We start from the raw sequence: 19,525 nt of genomic DNA on the forward strand, positions 1-19,525 counted from the left end.
CCCGTGTGACAGTCGGCCGGGGCACGGCACCGGTGACTCCCGTGTGACAGCCGGCCGGGGGCACGGGAACGGCCGACCGGCCCCGCTCCAAAGCCCGACCCCGCCCCGACCGGCCCTGCTCCAAAGCCCGGCCCCGCCCTGACCGGCCCCGCTCAGAAGCCCGGCGGCTCCGTGTAGACGCCCCACTCGTCGCGCAGCACCCCGCAGATCTCGCCGAGGGTCGCCTCCGCACGGACCGCGTCGAGCATCGGGCCGATCATGTTGGAGCCGTCGCGTGCGGCGGCGAGCATCGTGTCCAGCGCGGCGCGCACCGCGGCCTCGTCCCGCCGGTCCCTGCGCTCGCCGAGCACGCGGACCTGCTCCCACTCGACCTCGTGGCTGACCCGCAGGATCTCCAGATCGCCGGTGACCGAGCCGTGGTGGACGTTGACGCCGACCACCTTCTTCTCGCCCTTCTCCAGCGCCTGCTGGTAGCGGAAGGCGGACTCGGCGATCTCGCCGGTGAACCAGCCGTCCTCGATACCGCGCAGGATGCCGGACGTCATCGGGCCGATGGGGTGCCGGCCGTCCGGGTGGGCGCGGCGGCCGCGCTCCTTGATCTGCTCGAAGATCTTCTCGGCGTCGGCCTCGATCCGGTCGGTGAGCTGCTCGACGTACCAGGAACCGCCCAGCGGGTCGGCGACGCACGCGACGCCGGTCTCCTCCATCAGCACCTGCTGGGTGCGCAGCGCGATCTCGGCGGCCTGCTCGCTCGGCAGGGCGAGCGTCTCGTCGAGGGCATTGGTGTGCAGGGAGTTGGTGCCGCCGAGGACCGCGGACAGCGCCTCGACGGCGGTGCGTACGACGTTGTTGTACGGCTGCTGGGCGGTGAGCGAGACACCGGCGGTCTGGGTGTGGAACCGCAGCCACTGGGCCTTGTCTGTCCGCGCCCCGTAGACCTCCTTCATCCAGCGCGCCCAGATCCGGCGTGCCGCGCGGAACTTGGCGATCTCCTCGAAGAAGTCGAGATGCGCGTCGAAGAAGAAGGACAGGCCGGGTGCGAAGATGTCGACGTCCAAGCCGCGGGACAGGCCGAGTTCGACGTAACCGAAGCCGTCGGCAAGGGTGTACGCGAGCTCCTGCGCGGCCGTCGCGCCGGCCTCGCGGATGTGGTAGCCGGAGACGGACAGCGGTTTGTACGCGGGGATCTTCTCCGCGCAGTGCTCCATCAGGTCGCCGATGAGGCGCAGATGGGGCTCGGGCTGGAAGAGCCATTCCTTCTGGGCGATGTACTCCTTGAAGATGTCCGTCTGGAGCGTGCCGTTGAGGACGGACGGGTCGATGCCCTGGCGTTCGGCGGCGACCAGGTACATGCAGAAGACGGGCACGGCCGGGCCGCTGATCGTCATGGAGGTCGTGACCTCGCCGAGCGGGATGTCCTTGAAGAGGACCTCCATGTCGGCGGCCGAGTCGATGGCGACGCCGCAGTGGCCGACCTCGCCGAGCGAGCGGGCGTCGTCGGAGTCGCGGCCCATGAGCGTCGGCATGTCGAAGGCGACGGAGAGGCCGCCGCCACCGTTGGCCAGGATCATCTTGTAGCGCTCGTTGGTCTGCTCGGCGTTGCCGAAGCCGGCGAACTGGCGGATGGTCCACGTCCGGCCGCGGTAGCCGGTGGCGTGCAGGCCGCGGGTGAAGGGGTACTCACCGGGCCAGCCGATGCGCTCGAAACCCTCGTAGGTGTCCCCGGGCCTCGGCCCGTAGACCGGCTCGACCGGGTCCCCGGAGAGCGTGGTGAAGTCGGCGTCCCGCTTGCGGGCCTTGTCGTAACGGGCCTGCCAGCGTCGGCGGCCTTCCTCGATCGCGTCAGCGTCCATGCTTCAAATTTACTAGGACGTCCTAGTAAATGTCGACGGCTGACGGCCGCGAGCCTTGCTCGCGGCCGTCACATGGTGTTACGCCTCGGCCTCGACCGGGGCCGCGGCGTCCGTGATCAGGGCGCGGGCCTCGCGGGTGACCTTCGGCTCGACGAAGAAGGAAGCGAACGGGATGCAGCCGGCGGCCAGCACCCACAGCAGCTTGCCGAAGGGCCACTTCGCCTTGGAGCCGAGGTCGAAGGCGAAGACGACGTAGATGATGAACAGCACACCGTGGATCTGCGAGATCAGCATGGTGTCGCCGGTCTCGAACCCGTACTTCAAGGCGATGGCGCCGGTGAAGACGAGCAGCCACACGGCGGTGATGTAGGCCATCACCCGGTAGCGGGTCAGCACATTCGCTTTCATGGCATCGAGCGTAACGGGGCGCAAGGGGCGATCTTCGCCGGGGTTGCCCGGGGCTACTTCTCCTTGAAGTCGTGCGCCGCCACCCGCAGCGGCCGCAGCATCGCGAAGATCTCGGCACACTCCTCGTCGTCGTACACGCCGAGTCCGAAGTCCATCGCCATCAGTTCGCGGGTGGCGGCCTCGACCACCTCGCGGCCCTTGTCGGTGATGGAGGCGAGCGTGCCGCGCCCGTCGTTGGGGTTGGGCCGCTTGTCGACCAGTCCGGACCGCACGAGGCGGTCGACGGTGTTCGTCACGGAGGTCGGGTGGACCATCAGACGCTCGCCGATCTTCGACATGGGCAGCTCGCCCGCCTTGGAGAAGGTCAGGAGCACCAGCGCCTCATAGCGGGCGAAGGTCAGCCCGTACGGCTTGACGACGGCGTCGACCTCGGCGAGCAGGATCTGGTGCGCGCGCATGATGGAGGTGATCGCTGCCATCGAGGGCACGGGCCCCCATCGCTGCTGCCAGAGCTCGTCGGCTCGGGCGATGGGATCGAAGGGAAGACTGAGCGGCTTCGGCACGGCACCGACCTTACCGACTGGTCATATCGTGGTCAGCCCCGTCTCGCTCTTCGGTCGAAGCCGCCACTGACGCTGCCGCTCCGGCAGACCGGCCCGGCGTCGGGCCGGTCCCCCGCCGAGGCCGCCGGGTAGGCCAGGCTCACACCCGTCGGCACCAGCAGGACCAGCGCCGGGGGCGAGGCGGTCCGCTCCGCGCAGCCGACCATGGGCAGCAGGCCGACCGCGGCGCGCGGGACCCTGGAGCGGGCGCGGATCCGGGAGCGGGCGCGCGGTATCGGCGGCCTGGGGACCAGTGGCCGGCCGACCGTGCGTCCGAGGCGCCGGCCGACCCGCTCGGGTGGGTGCGCGCAGACGTGCGGTGCGCGCTGGAGGAACCGGTCGACACGACGACACCGGCGCGGCTGTTCGCTCTGGCGCCGTCGTCGGTGTCGGGGCCACGGGCTGCTGACCTCCCGCCGCCGCTACGGCCACCCGGCGCAGGACGCGCGCAGCCCGCAGGGGTCGCACAGGCTCGGACATAGCTGACTGATCGTCAGGACCTGGCGCCCCCGGCCACCTCGCCCCGTGCGGAGCGCTTCAGCCGGTGCCTGACGGCGCGCTGTGCCATGGGCCCGAGTTCGTCGAGGGCCGCGACGAGGGCCGCCAGTTGGCCGAGGGCACCCAGCGCGCGTTCCGCGCCTTCGGGGTCGACCCCCTCGTAGAGCTCCAGGCCGACGAACGACGCGGCGACGGCCCGGGCCAGGCCCGTGGGGTCGGTGAACTCGGCGATCGGGGACCCGGCGAGCACCCGGGCGAGCACGTTCTCGATCTCGGTGATCCACAGGTCGAGTCCGGCGGCGGTCGCGGGCGCGAGGCGGGACTGCGTCTGGGCACCGGCCAGCAGTTGACCGAGGACCGCGACATGGCCGCCCGCCCGTTCCTCCTCGTGCATCCGGCGGCCGAACTCCAGCAGTCCGGCGAGCGTGGTGATGCCCGCCAGGCGGTCGCGGTAGCGGGCGACGCGCTGCTCGGCGCCGAACCGGCAGGCGGCGGCGAGCAGTTCGTCGACCGAGCCGAAGTGGTAGAAGACCAGGGCCTGGTTCACTCCCGCCGCGGCCGCGACGGAGCGGGCGGAGGTCTTGGCGATGCCCTGCTCCGTGAGGGTGCGCAGGGCTCCTTCCAGCAGCTTCTGCCTGGTCTCCTGGCTCACGCCCGCATCTCCTCACGTACCGGGCGCAGCCCTGCGCGCACCCCGTGGGAGCGTACGTCGGTGTACGCGGCGGTGAACGAGCCCTCGTAGCCGAAGAGCGGGCCGAAGCGGCGGTTGGTGACCCGGACCCGGATGCGGAAGCGGCCGCTGTCCTCGTCGTACGACTCGCGGACCTCGGCGTCGCCGCCGATCAGGTGCGGGACGGGCAGGTCGAACGGGCCTTCCCGGAAGCGGTGTTCGCCGGAGCGGATGAGCAGCGACCCGTCCGGTCCGGCGGACAGGTGGAGGTCGCTGGCCAGGTGCTGATGGGTGCCGAGGTAGTCGAGCACGCGGTCGCCTTCGGGGGCGAGGACCATGGTGGCGTCGAACCGGCGGGGGCGGCCGGGCAGGGCGAAGGTGCGCACGAAGGTGACGGTCTCGCGGCCGTAGGAGTCGGCGTACGGGACGTTCTCGATGGTGAAGGGAACGTTCCGGCCGGTGCGGGGGACGAGGATGTTGCGGCTGCCCCCGAGCGCGAGGAAAGGTTTGACGAAGGCCGGGCCGTGCCAGATCCGGTCCATGACGCCGTGTCCGGTGCACGCCTCGCCGCTGTCGAGGCCGACGGAGAAGCGCCGCTGGAGCTGGGGGTGCAGGCGGTCGAAGGCGTCGCCCATGGCGGCGCGGAAGATCGAGGTCATGCGGACTCCAGGGTGGCGAGCAGAGCGGGCGGGGCCGTGCGCGGCGGCGGAGTGCGCAGGCAGCGCCGGGCCGCGGGGGTCACGGGTGAGGGCGGCAGCACCAGGGCGGCCGCGGCGACGGCGACGGCCGCGGCGGGCGGTGCGTACACGGCGGCGGCGCTGACGGCGGCGAGCCGTGCGCCGGACTCCGCGAGCGCGAACGCCAGCGATCGCCCGGGACCGATGTCCCGCTCGCACCACAGGCGGAGCCGGTCGAAGGACCAGGCCGTCGCCCATCCCATGAGGGGCCGGAAGACCACGCGGTCCGCGATACGGCCGAACCGGCCCCAGCGCGGCCGGTAGTCGTACCCGGTCAGGAAGCGGACACCGTCGCCGGCCGGCACATAGCGCCAGTAGCCGCTGCCCTCCTTCAGCAGGGACAGCGGGTGCGGGGAGGCGAACCGCAGGGCGGAGACCCGCTCCCCGGCCCGGTGCCGCTCGCCGGCGCTGATGCCCGTGCCGGCGACGGTGACGAAGGGCAGCACGCGCGTGGCGTACCGGAAGCTCTGGGGCGCATCGGGGGCACCCGGCAGCCGGTGGATCTCGGTGAAGCGCAGATCCCACCGCTGATGCTGCGCGGGCTCCTGGGTGCGCTCCCAGAGCGTGTCCATGTCCGCGCGGATACGTATCTCGATGTACAGGCCCACCGGTCCCCCGGATCTCGCTTTGAGCAACCGCTCAACTGCGGTAACGGACGGACCGTAGCGTCTCTTGAGCAATCGCTCAAGCCGGAAAGGCGGCCAGGGCCCCAGGACATGCGAAACCCCCGGTCACAAAGACCGGGGGGCTCGAAGAAGAGGCGGCTGATCAGGCCCGCAGATGGCGTTCCACGGTGTCGACCTTGGAGGTCAGACCGTCGGTGACGCCGGGGCGGATGTCGGCCTTCAGAACGACGGAGACGCGCGGGGCACGGGCCTCGACCGCGGCGACGGCGCGCCTGACGACGTTCATCACCTCGTCCCAGTCGCCCTCGATCGAGGTGAACATCGCGTCGGTACGGTTGGGCAGGCCCGACTCACGCACCACGCGGACCGCGTCGGCGACATACTCACCGACGTCCTCGCCGACACCGAGGGGCGTCACGGAGAACGCGACGATCATGCGTTGACCTTGCCTTCCTGACGGGCACGGGAGGCGACGACCGCATCCTCGGCCGCACGCTTGAGCCTGCGCTCGGCGAAGAAGCCGCCGAAGGGCAGGACCGAGAGCACGAAATAGAGCGCGGCCGTCTTCGGGTTCCACTTGGTGCGGTTCCAGGCGTCCAGCCAGAACAGGACGTAGAGGATGAAGAGCACACCGTGGATCGCACCCATGACCGGGACCGCGTTGAAGTCCGTCGTCCGCTTGAGTACCGAGCAGACGAGCAGCAGGAGGAACGAGACGGCCTCCGGCGTGGAGACCAGGCGGAGGCGGTGGAGGGAGGAGGCGGTCTTGATGTCCACGGAAGGCACCTTCGACGTCGGAGCGGGCATGGCCGGGCAGGCGATCTTGTGAATGAATGCACAAGCGCCGGGCCCCATTGTGGCAGCTCCCATTGCCACTCCTTTGTCAGGGTCCGGATCATCCCTGAGGACTCTGTCGGGGGCACAGACCACCGGATAACGTCACTGCGTGGCAACGTTCCGACTCCAAGGCAGCAAGGTGCTCGCCGTCGACATGACCGGCGACGCCGTCAAAGCGAAGAACGGCTCGATGGTCGCGTACGACGGCCAGATGGCCTTCAAGAAGATGTCCGGCGGCGGTGAGGGCATCCGGGGGATGGTCACCCGCCGGCTCACCGGCGAGCAGATGGAAATCATGGAGGTGAAGGGGCAGGGCACCTGTTATTTCGCCGACCGGGCGAGCGAGATCAACCTGGTGCGGCTGCACGGCGACAAGCTCTACGTCGAGGCGAGCAATCTGCTGTGCACCGACGGCGGACTGCGCACCGGCACGAGCTTCACCGGCCTGCGCGGCGCCTCCCAGGGCAACGGCCTGTTCACGACCACCGTCGAGGGCACGGGCCAGGCCGCGATCATGTCCGACGGCCCGGCTGTGATCCTCCGGGTGACCCCGCAGTATCCGCTCACCGTCGATCCCGGTGCGTACATCGCCCACCAGGGAGACCTGCGCCAGGACTTCCAGTCCGGCGTGACCTTCCGGACGTTCATGGGCGAGGGCGGCGGCGAGGCGTTCCAGATCCGCTTCGAGGGCGACGGGCTGGTCTACGTCCAGCCGAGCGAGCGCAACACGGTGGGAGGGGACGTCTGACATGCCGTTCCGTGAGATCAACTCGAAGATGGTCGAGGCGACCGTGTCGCCCGGTCAGACGCTGTACTCCCAGCGCGGCGCGATGCTCGCCTACAACGGGGACGTCTCCTTCACGCCGAACATCCAGGGCGGCCAGGGCGGCCTGATGTCCATGATCGGCCGGCGGGTCGCGGGCGAGGCGACGCCGCTGATGACCGTCGAGGGCAACGGCACGGTGATGTTCGGCCACGGCGGCCACCACATCCAGGTGATCCAGCTGACCGGCGACACCCTGTACGTCGAGGCCGACCGGCTGCTCGCCTTCGACGGCAGTCTGCAGCAGGGCACGATGTTCATGGGCTCGCAGGGCGGCGTCATGGGCATGGTGCGCGGTCAGGTCACCGGGCAGGGGCTGTTCACCACGACCCTGGCCGGCCACGGCGCGGTCGCGGTGATGGCGCACGGAGGGGTGATCGAGCTGCCGATCACTCCGGGCCGCGCGGTCCACGTCGACCCCCAGGCGTATGTCGCGCACCACGGTGACGTGCGCAACAAGCTCTCCACGGCGCTCGGCTGGCGCGACATGGTGGGGCGCGGCTCGGGCGAGGCGTTCCAGCTGGAGCTCAGCGGCAGTGGTGTGGTGTACGTCCAGGCGTCGGAGGAGAAGCTGTGAGCACGCCCGTCATCCACGACCCGACGACCCTTCCGAGCGACGACAACGTCGACGCGTACACCTTCTGTGTGGAACTCAAGGGCAGCCAGTGGTTCCTCCAGAAGGGCAAGATGATCGCCTACTACGGGCGCATCGACTTCAACGGAATCGGCCACGGCCGGTTCGACCGGCTGCTGCGGACGTCCTTCCATTCACCGCTGCACGCCGGCGACTGGGTGGTGGCCGAGGGCAGCGGCAAGATGCTGCTCGCCGACCGCGCCTTCGACGTCAACTCCTACGACCTCGAGGACGGCAATCTGACGATCCGGTCGGGGAACCTGCTCGCCTACCAGCCTTCGCTGGCGCTGAAACAGTCGATCGTGCCGGGCTTCCTCACCCTGATCGGGACGGGGAAGTTCGTGGCAGCCTCCAACGGCCCCGTGGTCTTCATGGAGCCGCCGATCAGGGTGGATCCGCAGGCGCTGGTGGGGTGGGCGGACTGCCCCTCCCCCTGTCACCACTACGACCATGGCTATATGACGGGCGTGATGGGCGGACTGCGGGCGATCACCGGGATCGGCGGGGCCTCGGGCGAGGAGCACCAGTTCGAGTTCGTCGGTGCCGGTACGGTGCTGCTGCAGTCGAGCGAGGTGCTGATGCCGGATCAGCGGACGGGCACCGTAGGGGCGGAACCGGGCGTTCCCGGCGGTCGTCCTCCCGGTGGAGGTGCCGGTCAACCCGGATCCGCACCGCGCCTTCCCGGCCAGCTCGGGGACCTCCAGCGTCGCTTCGGCCTGTGAGCGGTAGTCTGCGGAGTGTGACGTCGAACGTCTGCGCACCCTGTGCGGCCTTCGGGCGGCACAGGTGCCGGACGTCACACCCCCCAACTTCGTCCGCTTTTCAACTTCTTAGGTAGAATGCATATATGGAGACCGAGACGGCCACTCGCTGGCTGACCGATGACGAGCAGTGCACGTGGCGCACGCACCTGGAGGTCAACAAGCTCCTGATGCATCAGCTCGAGAAGGACCTCCAGCCGTTCGGCCTGACCAACAACGACTACGAGATCCTGGTCAACCTCTCCGAGTCGGCGGAACGGCGTATGCGGATGAGCGACCTCGCCGCCGCCACGCTGCAGTCCAAGAGCCGCCTCTCGCACCAGATCACCCGTATGGAGAACGCCGGGCTCGTCCGACGGGAGAACTGCGAGTCGGACCGGCGCGGCCTGTACGCGGTGCTGACCGACGACGGCATCGCGACGATGCAGAAGGTCGCCCCGTACCACGTCGCCTCCGTGCGAAAGCACTTCATCGATCTGCTGACGCCCGAGGCGCTCTCCGACCTGCGGGAGGCCCTGTCCCCGGTCGCGGAACACCTGCGCGGGCGGCGCGGCAAGCTCTGAACCCCCGGGCCGAGCGTCCCCGGGGCCGCCACCCCGGCCCGCGCCCGCCCTACGAGGGCTCCGCCGCGTGCGGCAGGCGCAGCTCGAACAGCGCTCCGCCCGCCGGGGAACGGCTCACCGTGAGCGTCCCGTCGTGGCGCCGCGCCACATCACGGGCGATGGCAAGCCCCAGACCGGCCCCGCCCTCGTCCCGGCTGCGGGCGTCGTCCAGGCGCACGAACCGCTCGAAGATCCGCTCCCGCTGCTCCTGGGGCACGCCCGACCCGTCGTCACCGACCGCGAACACGACCCGGCCGCGGTCCTCCCGTACGGCCGCGGTGACCGCGGCGGACGCGTGCCACGCGGCCGTCAGGCCACAGCCGTAGGGGGGCCAGGGGCCGAAGCCCCCGAATCCCGCCCGCCGAGTCCCGGCCGGTGTCCCGGGCGGGCCCGGCTACGCGAAGGGGTGGGGGCGAGGGAAGAACCCCCCGGCCGCCACTGCGTAAGGCCCGCCTGCCATGCGTCAGGCCCGCCTACGACTGCGTCAGGCCCGCCACCAGTTCGTCCGCCGCTCCGTACGGGTCCAGCTCGCCCGCCACGATGCGCGCCGCCAGCGCGCCCAGGCGGCGGTCGCCGTGGAGGTCGCCGATGCGTTCGCGCAGCGCCGTGACCGCGATCGTCTCGACCTCGGTCGCGGCCCGGCTGGCCCGGCGCTCCGCGAGAACGCCGTGCTCCTCCATCCACGCGCGGTGCTTCTCCAGCGCCTCGACGACCTCGTCCACGCCCTCGCCCCGCGACGCGACCGTCTTCACGATCGGCGGCCGCCAGTCGCCCGGACCACGGGCCTCGCCGAGGCCCAGCATGTGGTTCAGCTCCCGGGCCGTCGCGTCCGCGCCGTCTCGGTCGGCCTTGTTGACGACGTACACGTCGCCGATCTCCAGGATTCCGGCCTTCGCCGCCTGGATGCCGTCGCCCATGCCGGGCGCGAGCAGCACCACGGAGGTGTCCGCCTGGGAGGCGATCTCCACCTCCGACTGGCCGACGCCCACCGTCTCCACCAGGATCACGTCGCAGCCGGCCGCGTCCAGGACGCGGATCGCCTGCGGCGCGGCCCACGCCAGGCCGCCCAGATGGCCGCGGGTGGCCATCGAGCGGATGTAGACGCCCGGGTCGGAGGCGTGGTCCGACATCCGGACCCGGTCGCCCAGCAGCGCTCCGCCGGAGAAGGGCGAGGACGGGTCGACGGCCAAGACGCCGACCCGCTTCCCGGCCCGCCGGTAGGCGGAGACCAGCGCGGACGTGGAGGTCGACTTGCCGACGCCCGGCGAGCCCGTCAGGCCCACCACGTAAGCACCGCCGGTCAGCGGAGCCAGCGTCGCCATCACCTCGCGCAGCTGCGGGGACGCCCCCTCCACGAGTGAGATCAGCCGGGCCACCGCACGCGGCCGGCCCTCCCTCGCCTGGGCGACCAGCTGGGGGACGTCCACCATCACGTATCGCTCCTTGCCTGGCGGGTTACTTGGCCGGTACGCGGACGATCAGCGCATCGCCCTGACCGCCGCCACCGCACAGCGCCGCCGCACCGACGCCGCCGCCGCGGCGCTTGAGCTCGAGCGCCAGGTGGAGCACCACGCGCGCGCCGGACATGCCGATGGGGTGGCCGAGCGCGATCGCGCCACCGTTCACGTTCACCATTTCCGGCGTCACGCCGAGGTCCTTCATTGACTGGTGGGCGACGGCGGCGAAGGCTTCGTTGATCTCGATGAGGTCGAGGTCCTCGACCTCCAGGCCCTCCTTCTTCAGCGCGTGCCGGATGGCGTTGGACGGCTGCGACTGCAGGGAGTTGTCGGGGCCGGCCACGTTGCCGTGGGCGCCGATCTCGGCGATCCACTCCAGGCCCAGTTCCTCGGCCTTGGCCTTGCTCATCACGACGACGGCCGCGGCACCGTCCGAGATCTGCGAGGACGTGCCCGCGGTGATCGTGCCGTCCTTCGCGAACGCCGGGCGCAGCTTGCCCAGCGACTCGGCGGTCGTCTCGGCGCGGATGCCCTCGTCCTTGGCGAACAGGATCGGGTCGCCCTTGCGCTGCGGGATCTCGACGGGCGTGATCTCCGCCTCGAAGAGGCCGTTCTTCTGCGCGGCGGCGGCCCGCTGGTGGGAGAGCGCCGCGATCTCGTCCTGCACCCCGCGCGGGATGCCGAGTCGGGTGTTGTGCTTCTCGGTGGACTCGCCCATGGCGACGTTCTCGAAGGCGTCGGTGAGGCCGTCGTACGCCATGGCGTCGAGCACCTCGATCGCGCCGTACTTGTAGCCCTCACGGGACTTCGGCAGCAGGTGCGGCGCGTTGGTCATCGACTCCTGGCCGCCGGCGACGACCACGTCGAACTCGCCGGCGCGGATCAGCTGGTCGGCGAGCGCGATGGCGTCCAGACCGGACAGACACACCTTGTTGACGGTGAGGGCCGGGACGTTCATCGGGATGCCGGCCTTGACGGCGGCCTGGCGGGCGGGGATCTGGCCGGCGCCCGCCTGGAGCACCTGACCCATGATCACGTACTGCACCTGGTCGCCGCCGATGCCCGCGCGGTCGAGGGCGGCCTTGATGGCGAAGCCGCCGAGGTCGGCGCCGGAGAAGGACTTGAGCGAGCCGAGCAGACGGCCCATGGGCGTACGGGCACCCGCGACGATCACGGAGGTGGTACCTGTCGTTCCAGACATGTGCAGGATCCCCTTTCAGCCGCAGCTGAGGAGTGAACGAGGGTTTACTCAAATGTACTGAGCAGTACCGTCGCCGGTCACCGGTCGGCCGGTGTGATCGCGCGCACGTTGCGTAACCGGCCGCCGGGGGCTGCACTGGAGCAATGCTGACGCGAATCGACCACATCGGGATCGCCTGTTTCGACCTGGACAGGACTGTCGAGTTCTACCGTGCCACCTACGGCTTCGAGGTCTTCCACTCCGAGGTCAACGAAGAGCAGGGCGTACGGGAGGCCATGCTCAAGATCAACGAGACGTCCGACGGCGGCGCCTCCTACCTCCAGCTCCTGGAGCCCACCCGGGAGGACTCCGCGGTGGGCAAGTGGCTGGCGAAGAACGGCGAGGGGGTGCACCACATCGCCTTCGGCACCGCCGACGTGGACGGCGACGCGCAGGACATCCGGGACAAGGGTGTGCGCGTGCTGTACGACGAACCGCGTATCGGCTCCATGGGATCGCGTATCACCTTCCTGCACCCCAAGGACTGCCACGGCGTTCTCACCGAACTCGTCACCTCTGCAACGGAGCACTGACCGACACGTTTCCCGGCCCGGTAGAGTGAGCCGTTCCGGGCCGGGGCCGGGTCGGGGCCGTGCCGCGTCTCCGTCGTTGATCTGTCACCATTCCCCGGGGGGCCGTTCGCCGGCGAACGGTGCTCGTGTGGAGACAATTGCGACCAGGGGACGGATGGGACCGCGCAGTGCGGGGCTACGAACGCCAGGAGAGCCACCGAGCTGACGACGACCACCTCTCGCGGTTCGAAGCCGAGATGGACCGGCTGAAGACCGAGCGGGAGAAGGCCGTCCAGCATGCCGAGGACCTCGGCTACCAGGTCGAGGTGTTGCGCGCCAAACTCCATGAGGCGCGCCGCACTCTCGCATCCCGTCCTGCCTATGACAGCGCCGACCTCGGCTACCAGGCCGAGCAATTGCTCCGTAATGCCCAGATCCAGGCGGACCAGCTGCGCTCGGACGCCGAGCGGGAGCTGCGCGAGGCGCGCGCCCAGACCCAGCGCATCCTTCAGGAGCACGCGGAGCACCAGGCGCGCCTGCAGGCCGAGCTGCACGCCGAGGCCGTGCAGCGCAGGCAGCGCCTCGACCAGGAGCTGGCCGAGCGCCGCCAGACCGTCGAGTCACATGTCAACGAGAACGTCGCCTGGGCCGAGCAGTTGCGTGCCCGCACAGAGTCGCAGGCCCAGCGGCTGCTGGAGCAGTCCCGCGCCGAGGCCGAGCAGTCCCTCGCCGCGGCGCGTGCCGAGGCCGCCAGGATCAGCGAGGAGGCCCGCCGCCGGCTCGGCAGCGAGGCCGAGACGGCCCGCGCCGAGGCCGAAGCGATCCTTCTTCGTGCCCGCAAAGACGCCGAGCGCCTGCTGACCGCGGCCTCCAACCAGGCGCAGGAGGCGACCTCCCACGCCGAGCGGCTGCGTTCGTCGACCACCGCCGAGTCCGACCAGGCCCGCCAGCAGGCCACCGAGCTCAGCCGTGCCGCCGAGGCGCGGATGCACGAGGCCGAGGAGAAGCTCCGCGAGGCTCGGGCGGAGGCCGAGAAGCTGGTCGCCGAGGCCAAGGATTCCGCGGCCAAGCAGTTGTCGTCGGCCGAGTCGGTCAACGAGCAGCGCACCCGTACGGCCAAGGCGGAGATCGCCCGCCTCGTCGCCGAGGCCACCAAGGAGTCCGAGGCGCTCAAGACGGACGCCGAGCAGGCGCTCGCGGATGCCCGCGCCGAGGCCGAGAAGCTGCTCGCGGACGCCACCGATAAGGCCCGTACGGCCGCCGCCGAGGACTCCGCCGCCCACCTCGCCAAGGCCGCTCGCACTGCGGAGGAGGTGCTGACCAAGGCGTCCGAGGACGCCAAGGCCACCACCCGCGCGGCGAGCGAGGAGGCCGAGCGGATCAGGCGCGAGGCCGAGGCGGAGGCGGACCGGCTGCGCGGCGAGGCGGCCGAGCAGGCCGACCAGCTCAAGGGCGCGGCCAAGGACGACACCAAGGAGTACCGCGCCAAGACGGTCGAGTTGCAGGAGGAGGCGCGCCGGCTGCGCGGCGAGGCCGAGCAGCTGCGCGCCGAGGCGGTCGCCGAGGGCGAGCGGATCCGCGGCGAGGCGCGGCGCGAGGCCGTCCAGCAGATCGAGGAGGCGGCCAGGACCGCCGAGGAGCTGCTGACCAAGGCGCGTACGGACGCGGACGAGCTGCGGACGAAGGCGGCGGGCGACTCCGAGAAGGTGCGCACCGAGGCGATCGAGCGCGCCACCTCACTGCGCAGGCAGGCCGAGGAAACCCTGGAGCGCACGCGCGCCGAAGCGGACCGGCTGCGCGCGGAGGCCGAGGAACAGGCGGACGGCGTGCGCGCGGCGGCCGAGTCCGCCGCCGAGCAGTTGCGCGAAGAGACCGAGCGCGCCATCGCGGCCCGGCAGGCCGATGCGGCCGAGGAGCTGACGCGCCTGCACGGCGAGGCCGAGGCCAGGCTCGCGAGCGCCGAGGAGAACCTTGCCGGGGCCCGTGCGGAGGGCGAACGGATCCGCCGCGAGGCGGCGGAGGAGACCGAGCGGCTGCGCACCGAGGCCGCGGAGCGGCTGCGCAACCTCCAGGCGCGGGCCGAGCAGGAGGCGGAGCGGCTGCGCACCGAGGCCGCCGCCGACGCGTCGGCCTCCCGTGCGGAGGCGGAGGCCGTCGCCGTACGGCTCACCAGCGACGCGGCGACCGAGGCGGAGCGGCTGCGCACCGAGGCCCAGGACACCGCCGTCCGGGTGCGGGCGGAGGCAGCGGCGGCCGCGGAGCGCCTCGGCGCGGAGGCCGCCGAGGCGCTGGCGGCCGCGCAGGAGGAGGCGGTCCGCCGGCGCCGGGAGGCCGAGGAGACCCTCGACTCCGCGCGTGCCGAGGCCGGCCAGGAGCGCGAACGCGCCCGCGAGCAGAGCGAGGAGCTGCTGGCGTCCGCCCGCAAGCGGGTCGAGGAGGCGCAGGCCGAGGCGCAGCGGCTGGTGGAGGAGGCGGACCGGCGGGCCACCGAGATGGTCTCGGCCGCCGAGCAGACCGCCCAGCAGGTACGGGACTCCGTGGGCGGGCTCCAGGAGCAGGCCGAACAGGAGATCGCCGGGCTGCGCAGCGCCGCCGAGCACGCGGCGGAGCGCACCCGCGGCGAGGCGCAGGAGGAGGCGGACCGGGTCCGCGCCGACGCGTACGCGGAGCGGGAGCGTGCCTCCGAGGACGCGGCGAGGCTGCGGGAGCGGGCCCAGGAGGAGACCGACGCGGCGCAGGCGCTGTCCGAGCGGACCGTGGCCGAGGCGATCGCCGAGGCGGAGCGCATGCGGGCGGACGCCTCGGAGTACGCGCAGCGGATGCGCACCGAGGCGTCGGACTCTCTCGCCGCCGCCGAGCAGGACGCGGCGCGGGCGCGCGCGGAGGCGCGCGAGGACGCGAACCGGATCCGTTCGGAGGCCGCCGCCCAGGCGGATCTGCTGGTCGGCGAGGCCACGAGCGAAGCCGAGCGGATGCGCACGGAGGCCGCCGGGCTGCTGGCCGCCGCGGATGCGGACGCGACACGGCTGCTCACCGAGGCCGAACAGATCAAGGTGGACGGCGAGGCCGAGGTCGAGCGGATGCGCGCGGCCGTGCGTGCCGACCGGGAGCAGGTGCTCGACGAGGCGCGGCAGGCGGCGGACAAGCGCCGTGCCGACGCGGCGGCGCAGGCCGACCAGCTGATCGCCGAGGCCACGAGCGAAGCCGAGCGGATCGCGGCGAAGACGGCCGCGGATGCGGAGCGGGTGCGGGCCGAGGCCGCCGGCGACGCCGAGCGGATGCGCGCCGAGGCCGCCGAGACGGTGGGCTCCGCGCAGCAGGCCGCCGAGCGGATGCGGGTGGAGGCCGAGCGGCACCGTGCCGACACGGAGGCCGCCGCCGAGCAGGTGCGCGGCGAGGCCCGGGCCGAGGCGGACCGGCTGCTGGACGAGGCGCGCGAGGCGGCGGCGAAGCGTCGCGCGGACGCCGCCGAGCAGGCCGATCAGCTGATGGCGAAGGTGCAGGAGGAGGCGCTCCGCGCGGCCACCGAGGCGGAGGAGCAGGCCGACACGATGGTCGGCGCGGCCCGCAAGGAGGCCGAGCGGATCGTCGTCGAGGCGACCGTCGAGGGCAACTCGCGGGTGGAGAAGGCGCGTACGGACGCCGACGAGCTGCTGGTCGGCGCCCGCCGGGACGCCACGGCGATAAGGGACCGTGCCGAGGAGCTGCGGGCCCGGGTCGAGAGCGAGATCGAGGAGCTCCACGAGCGGGCCCGCCGGGAGACCGCGGAGCAGCTGAGGACGGCGGGCGAGCGCGTCGACAAGCTGGTGAAGGCGGCCGAGGAGCAGCGGGCCGAGGCGGAGGCCAAGGCCAAGCAGCTGGTGTCGGATGCCGATTCGGAGGCCGGCAAGGTCAGGATCGCCGCCGTGAAGAGGGCGGAGGCCCTCCTGAAGGAGGCCGGGACCAAGAAGGCCGAACTGATCCGGGAGGCCGAGCGCGTGAAGGCCGAGGCCGACCGCGCGGCCGAGCGCACGATCGCCGAGGGCAAGCGCGAGCTCGATGTGCTGGTGCGCCGGCGCGAGGACATCCAGGCCGAGATCTCGCGAGTGCAGGACGTTCTTGAGGCGTTGGAGTCTTTCGAGGCGCCGACGGGGGGTAAGGCTTCGGGCAATGGCGGCTCGGGTGCGGGGGCCGTCAAGGCAGGTGCGTCAGCGGGGGTTACACGTTCGAGTGGCAAGTCGTCCGACGGCTAGCCACTCAAAAGGCTGGACATTCTCCAGATCAAACCGACATCCGCTCGATGACACGCCGCTTCGGCCCCTAGGATTCCCCCTAACACCTCACCGGTCTCATTGACAGGAACCCCATGAGCGACACTTCCTCCCCCTTCGGCTTCGAGCTCGTGCGGCGTGGTTACGACCGCGGTCAGGTGGACGACCGCATTACCAAACTCGTCGCCGACCGTGATAGTGCTCTGGCCCGAATCACCTCTCTGGAAAAGCGCATCGAGGAGCTCCACCTCGAGACGCAGAACGCCCAGGCCCAGGTCAACGACGCGGAGCCGTCGTACGCCGGGCTCGGCGCCCGTGTCGAGAAGATCCTCCGCCTCGCGGAGGAGGAGGCGAAGGACCTGCGCGAGGAGGCCCGGCGCGCGGCCGAGCAGCACCGTGAGCTGGCGGAGTCCGCCGCCCAGCAGGTCCGCAACGACGCCGAGTCGTTCGCCGCCGAGCGCAAGGCCAAGGCCGAGGACGAGGGCGTCCGCATCGTCGAGAAGGCCCAGAGCGAGGCGAACACGCTGCGCGCCGAGGCGCAGAAGGACGCGCAGTCCAAGCGCGAGGAGGCGGACGCGCTCTTCGAGGAGACCCGCGCCAAGGCCGCCCAGGCCGCCGCGGACTTCGAGACGAACCTGGCCAAGCGCCGCGAGCAGTCGGAGCGCGACCTGGCCTCGCGTCAGGCGAAGGCGGAGAAGCGCCTGGCGGAGATCGAGCACCGCGCCGAGCAGCTGCGTCTGGAGGCCGAGAAGCTGCGCACGGACGCGGAACGCAGGGCCCGTCAGACGGTGGAGACCGCGCAGCGTCAGGCCGAGGACATCGTGGCCGACGCGAACGCCAAGGCCGACCGTATCCGCAGCGAATCGGAGCGCGAGCTGGCGGCGCTGACGAACCGCCGCGACTCGATCAACGCCCAGCTGACCAACGTTCGCGAGATGCTGGCGACGCTGACCGGTGCGGCCGTCGCCGCGGCGGGTACGCCGGCGGACGACGAGCCGATCTCCCGCGGGGTTCCGGCGCAGCAGACCCGCTGACGCCTTCCGCAGGCAGGATCCGACGAGTGCCCGGTGCCGCTTCGGCACCGGGCACTCGCGCGTCGCCGGCCCGGCGCGAAACGGCCTTCTCCCGTTGGGCGAACCCGGTGGCGTGGGCCACCACGCCCCCGTAGCGTGAACGCATGATCGAGCTCGAGGGCCTCACCAAGCACTTCGGTACGAAGGTCGCCGTCGACCATCTGTCCTTCAGCGTCCGCCCCGGAATGGTGACCGGTTTCCTCGGTCCCAACGGCGCGGGCAAGTCGACGACGATGCGCATGATGCTCGATCTGGACAACCCCACCAGCGGCACGGTCCGGATCGACGGCAAGCACTACCGGGATCTGGACGAACCGCTCAAGTACATCGGTGCGCTGCTGGACGCCAAGGCGATGCACGGCGGCCGCAGCGCCTACAACAACCTGCTCTGCCTGGCGCAGGCGAACCGGATCCCGGCGAGCCGCGTGGCCGAGTCCCTCGACCTGGTGGGGCTGACGGCGGTGGCACGGAAGAAGACCAAGGGCTTCTCGCTCGGTATGGGCCAACGGCTCGGAATCGCTTCGGCCCTGCTCGGCGATCCGGAGATCCTGATGTTCGACGAGCCGGTCAATGGTCTGGACCCAGAGGGAATTCACTGGATCCGCAATCTGATGAAGGCCCTTGCCGCCGAAGGCCGGACGATCTTCGTCTCGTCCCATCTGATGAGTGAAATGGCGCTCACCGCCGACCACTTGATCGTCATCGGCCAGGGCAGGCTGCTCGCCGATACATCGATGGCCGATTTCATTCACGAGAACTCCCGCAGTTATGTCCGGCTCCGAACTCCCCAGCGGGAGAAGCTGCTGGACGTGCTGCACACGGCCGGCCTGATCGCCGTCGAGTCGGGCAGCGCACTCGAGATCGACGGGGCGTCCACGGAACAGCTGGGCGAGCTGGCCGCAGAGCACGGCATCGTCCTGCACGAGCTCAGCGCCCAACGCGCCTCGCTGGAGGAGGCGTTCATGCAGATGACGGCCGGCGCCGTGGAGTACCACGCGCATTCCACCGGCCCGGCCGGACCGCCCCCCGCACCGGCCGCCACCGGCACCACCGCCCCGCAGTGGGCCCCGCGCAACGAGGGAGCCTGACCGATGGCATCCGTACCCGCCGTCCTCCAGTCCGAGTGGACCAAGATCCGTACGGTCTCCTCGACGCGCTGGACCCTGATCTGCGCGCTCGCGGTCACGGTCGCCCTGAGCGCCGCGCTCTGCGCGCTGATGAACTCCACCTTCGACGATCTGCCCCAGGCCGAGCGGCTGACCTTCGACCCGACGCTCATCAGCTTCTCGGGGATGGTGCTCGGCCAGCTCGCGATGGTCGTCTTCGGCGTCCTGGTGGTCGGTACGGAGTACAGCTCCGGCATGATCCGCACCTCGCTCGCGGCCGTCCCGCAACGCGCCACCTTCCTCTACAGCAAGATCGCTGTGGCCGGACTGCTGGCGCTGGCGGTGGGGATGGCGACGAGCTTCCTCACCTTCTTCCTCGGCCAGGCGCTGCTGGGCGAGCACCGCACGACGATCGGCGAGGAGAACGTGCTGCGCGCGGTGGTCGGCGGCGGCATCTACATGGGCCTGATGGCGATCTTCTCGATGGGCGTCGCGGCGATGCTGCGCAGCTCGATGCTGTCGCTGGGCATCTTGATGCCCTTCTTCTTCCTGGTTTCCCAGATCCTCTCCGCGGTCCCGGGCGCGAGGGACGTGGCACGCTACTTCCCCGACCAGGCCGGCGCCAAGATCATGCAGGTCGTCCCGGGCGCGATGAACAGCGCGGACTCCCCCTACGGTCCCTGGGGCGGCCTGGGCATCATGCTGCTGTGGGTGGCGGCGGCGCTGATCGGCGGCTTCCTGGTGCTGAAGAAGCGGGACGCGTAGGCGGCGCGCTCACGAAGTGGGGCGATCGCACCGGCGTGAACGGAACCGTCAAGGCACGGATATCCTCCTAA

19 protein-coding genes and 1 pseudogene are annotated in these 19,525 nt (G+C 71.2%); 9 read left to right on the forward strand and 11 right to left on the reverse strand.

What is annotated here, in order from left to right:
* Positions 1-152 precede the first annotated feature (152 nt).
* From ACH5AF_RS11370 to ACH5AF_RS11405, 8 genes are all read right to left on the reverse strand, one after another.
* Positions 153-1,853, reverse strand: coding sequence for a methylmalonyl-CoA mutase (locus ACH5AF_RS11370; protein WP_398901315.1), 1,701 nt, complete (start codon positions 1,851-1,853; stop codon positions 153-155).
* A gap of 78 nt (positions 1,854-1,931) precedes the next feature.
* Positions 1,932-2,261: a DUF3817 domain-containing protein gene (locus tag ACH5AF_RS11375; protein WP_398901316.1), complete on the reverse strand. Its 330-nt coding sequence runs from the start codon at positions 2,259-2,261 to the stop codon at positions 1,932-1,934.
* A 53-nt stretch (positions 2,262-2,314) separates the two neighbouring features.
* The gene (locus ACH5AF_RS11380) at positions 2,315-2,824 is read right to left on the reverse strand and encodes a MarR family winged helix-turn-helix transcriptional regulator (RefSeq protein WP_398901318.1); all 510 of its coding nucleotides are present in this window, start codon (positions 2,822-2,824) and stop codon (positions 2,315-2,317) included.
* Positions 2,825-3,356: 532 nt separating this feature from the next.
* Positions 3,357-4,013: a TetR/AcrR family transcriptional regulator gene (locus ACH5AF_RS11385; RefSeq protein ID WP_398901319.1), complete on the reverse strand. Its 657-nt coding sequence runs from the start codon at positions 4,011-4,013 to the stop codon at positions 3,357-3,359.
* Positions 4,010-4,690, reverse strand: a complete 681-nt coding sequence (locus ACH5AF_RS11390; RefSeq protein WP_398901321.1) for a DUF4166 domain-containing protein — start codon at positions 4,688-4,690, stop codon at positions 4,010-4,012. The genes ACH5AF_RS11385 and ACH5AF_RS11390 overlap by 4 nt, the downstream gene beginning before the upstream one ends.
* Entirely contained in the window at positions 4,687-5,376 is a 690-nt protein-coding gene (locus ACH5AF_RS11395) for a hypothetical protein (RefSeq protein WP_398901322.1), read from the reverse strand. The genes ACH5AF_RS11390 and ACH5AF_RS11395 overlap by 4 nt, the downstream gene beginning before the upstream one ends.
* A 160-nt stretch (positions 5,377-5,536) precedes the next feature.
* Positions 5,537-5,830 (reverse strand): MTH1187 family thiamine-binding protein, encoded by a 294-nt coding sequence (locus ACH5AF_RS11400; RefSeq protein WP_398901323.1) that lies wholly within the window; start codon positions 5,828-5,830, stop codon positions 5,537-5,539.
* Positions 5,827-6,171 carry a DUF3817 domain-containing protein gene (locus ACH5AF_RS11405; protein ID WP_398901324.1) on the reverse strand — a complete coding sequence of 115 codons (345 nt, stop codon included), beginning with the start codon at positions 6,169-6,171 and terminating at the stop codon, positions 5,827-5,829. The genes ACH5AF_RS11400 and ACH5AF_RS11405 overlap by 4 nt, the downstream gene beginning before the upstream one ends.
* Before the next feature lie 169 nt (positions 6,172-6,340).
* On the opposite strand from ACH5AF_RS11405, the gene ACH5AF_RS11410 reads away from it, so the two are divergent.
* The 4 genes from ACH5AF_RS11410 to ACH5AF_RS11425 all read left to right on the forward strand — a co-directional run bounded on the left by ACH5AF_RS11410 (position 6,341) and on the right by ACH5AF_RS11425 (position 9,012).
* Entirely contained in the window at positions 6,341-6,979 is a 639-nt protein-coding gene (locus ACH5AF_RS11410; RefSeq protein WP_398901325.1) for an AIM24 family protein, read from the forward strand.
* Between the two features lies 1 nt (position 6,980).
* On the forward strand, positions 6,981-7,631 hold the full coding sequence (locus ACH5AF_RS11415; RefSeq protein ID WP_398901326.1) for an AIM24 family protein: 651 nt from the start codon (positions 6,981-6,983) through the stop codon (positions 7,629-7,631).
* The gene (locus ACH5AF_RS11420; RefSeq protein WP_398901327.1) at positions 7,628-8,410 is read left to right on the forward strand and encodes an AIM24 family protein; all 783 of its coding nucleotides are present in this window, start codon (positions 7,628-7,630) and stop codon (positions 8,408-8,410) included. Before ACH5AF_RS11415 ends, ACH5AF_RS11420 begins: the two co-directional genes overlap by 4 nt.
* Before the next feature lie 125 nt (positions 8,411-8,535).
* A complete protein-coding gene (locus ACH5AF_RS11425) occupies positions 8,536-9,012 on the forward strand; it encodes a MarR family winged helix-turn-helix transcriptional regulator (RefSeq protein ID WP_398901328.1) in 477 nt (158 codons plus the stop codon).
* Positions 9,013-9,061: 49 nt separating this feature from the next.
* Here the strand turns inward: ACH5AF_RS11425 and ACH5AF_RS11430 are convergent.
* The 3 genes and pseudogenes from ACH5AF_RS11430 to ACH5AF_RS11440 all read right to left on the reverse strand — a co-directional run.
* Positions 9,062-9,292, reverse strand: a pseudogene (locus ACH5AF_RS11430) (ATP-binding protein); the annotation flags it as partial.
* A 232-nt stretch (positions 9,293-9,524) separates the two neighbouring features.
* Complete coding sequence (meaB, locus tag ACH5AF_RS11435; RefSeq protein ID WP_398901329.1) at positions 9,525-10,481, reverse strand: methylmalonyl Co-A mutase-associated GTPase MeaB; 957 nt, start codon at positions 10,479-10,481, stop codon at positions 9,525-9,527.
* 25 nt (positions 10,482-10,506) lie between these two features.
* The gene (locus ACH5AF_RS11440; RefSeq protein WP_398901331.1) at positions 10,507-11,709 is read right to left on the reverse strand and encodes an acetyl-CoA C-acetyltransferase; all 1,203 of its coding nucleotides are present in this window, start codon (positions 11,707-11,709) and stop codon (positions 10,507-10,509) included.
* 143 nt (positions 11,710-11,852) lie between these two features.
* On the opposite strand from ACH5AF_RS11440, the gene mce reads away from it, so the two are divergent.
* From mce to ACH5AF_RS11465, 5 genes are all read left to right on the forward strand, one after another.
* Positions 11,853-12,281, forward strand: a complete 429-nt coding sequence (gene mce, locus ACH5AF_RS11445; protein WP_215184991.1) for a methylmalonyl-CoA epimerase — start codon at positions 11,853-11,855, stop codon at positions 12,279-12,281.
* A gap of 167 nt (positions 12,282-12,448) precedes the next feature.
* Positions 12,449-16,492 (forward strand): polarized growth protein Scy, encoded by a 4,044-nt coding sequence (gene scy / locus ACH5AF_RS11450; RefSeq protein ID WP_398901332.1) that lies wholly within the window; start codon positions 12,449-12,451, stop codon positions 16,490-16,492.
* Between the two features lie 113 nt (positions 16,493-16,605).
* Positions 16,606-17,544 (forward strand): cellulose-binding protein, encoded by a 939-nt coding sequence (locus ACH5AF_RS11455; protein ID WP_398901333.1) that lies wholly within the window; start codon positions 16,606-16,608, stop codon positions 17,542-17,544.
* A gap of 143 nt (positions 17,545-17,687) precedes the next feature.
* Entirely contained in the window at positions 17,688-18,671 is a 984-nt protein-coding gene (locus tag ACH5AF_RS11460; RefSeq protein ID WP_398901334.1) for an ABC transporter ATP-binding protein, read from the forward strand.
* A gap of 3 nt (positions 18,672-18,674) precedes the next feature.
* Positions 18,675-19,454: an ABC transporter permease gene (locus tag ACH5AF_RS11465; protein ID WP_398901335.1), complete on the forward strand. Its 780-nt coding sequence runs from the start codon at positions 18,675-18,677 to the stop codon at positions 19,452-19,454.
* Positions 19,455-19,525: the final 71 nt, after the last annotated feature.

It is taken from the genome of Streptomyces sp. NPDC018833 (genome assembly GCF_044390825.1).
Lineage (GTDB): Bacteria > Actinomycetota > Actinomycetes > Streptomycetales > Streptomycetaceae > Streptomyces.